The sequence below is a fragment of the Kitasatospora arboriphila genome (assembly GCF_039528095.1).
Taxonomy (GTDB): Bacteria; Actinomycetota; Actinomycetes; order Streptomycetales; family Streptomycetaceae; genus Kitasatospora; species Kitasatospora arboriphila.
The window spans coordinates 1-1,287 of sequence record NZ_BAAALD010000220.1 but is presented as its reverse complement, the minus strand read 5'-3'; the positions used below and the strand labels follow the sequence as shown (position 1 = coordinate 1,287).

1 rRNA gene is annotated in these 1,287 nt (G+C 57.6%); it reads right to left on the bottom strand.

From position 1 onward, the window contains the following. Positions 1-1,287, bottom strand: a 23S ribosomal RNA gene (locus tag ABD353_RS39595); the annotation flags it as partial.

Here is a 1,287-nt window from a genome sequence, read left to right as displayed (position 1 = left end):
AGCGGGTACGGGAATATCAACCCGTTGTCCATCGACTACGCCTGTCGGCCTCGCCTTAGGTCCCGACTTACCCTGGGCAGATCAGCTTGACCCAGGAACCCTTGGTCAATCGGCGCAAGAGTTTCCCACTCTTGTATCGCTACTCATGCCTGCATTCTCACTCGTGAACCGTCCACGACTCGATTCCTCGGCCGCTTCACCCGGCACACGACGCTCCCCTACCCATCACAGCGGGCGTTGGCCCTCATGCTGCAATGACACGACTTCGGTGATGTGCTTGAGCCCCGCTACATTGTCGGCGCGGAATCACTTGACCAGTGAGCTATTACGCACTCTTTCAAGGGTGGCTGCTTCTAAGCCAACCTCCTGGTTGTCTCTGCGACTCCACATCCTTTCCCACTTAGCACACGCTTAGGGACCTTAGTCGGTGTTCTGGGCTGTTTCCCTCTCGACCATGGAGCTTATCCCCCACAGTCTCACTGCCGCGCTCTCACTTACCGGCATTCGGAGTTTGGCTAAGGTCAGTAACCCGGTGAGGCCCATCGCCTATCCAGTGCTCTACCTCCGGCAAGAAACACGCGACGCTGCACCTAAATGCATTTCGGGGAGAACCAGCTATCACGGAGTTTGATTGGCCTTTCACCCCTAACCACAGGTCATCCCCCAGGTTTTCAACCCTGGTGGGTTCGGTCCTCCACACGGTCTTACCCGCGCTTCAACCTGCCCATGGCTAGATCACTCCGCTTCGGGTCTTGGGCATGCAACTCAACCGCCCTATTCGGACTCGCTTTCGCTACGGCTACCCCACACGGGTTAACCTCGCTACACACCGCAAACTCGCAGGCTCATTCTTCAAAAGGCACGCAGTCACAGTCCGAAGACTGCCCCCACGGCTTGTAGGCACACGGTTTCAGGTACTATTTCACTCCGCTCCCGCGGTACTTTTCACCATTCCCTCACGGTACTATCCGCTATCGGTCACCAGGGAATATTTAGGCTTAGCGGGTGGTCCCGCCAGATTCACACGGGATTTCTCGGGCCCCGTGCTACTTGGGAGAAGCTCAAGCGAGCCGTACGGATTTCGTCTACGGGGGTCTTACCCTCTACGCCGGACCTTTCGCATGTCCTTCGACTACCCATACGGTTTCTGACTCGCCCAGCCGCCGGCAGACGACTGAAGAACTTTCCCACAACCCCCTGAGCGCAACCCCTGCCGGGTCTCACACGCTCAAGGTTTGGCCTCATCCGGTTTCGCTCGCCACTACTCCCGGAATCACGGTTGTTTTC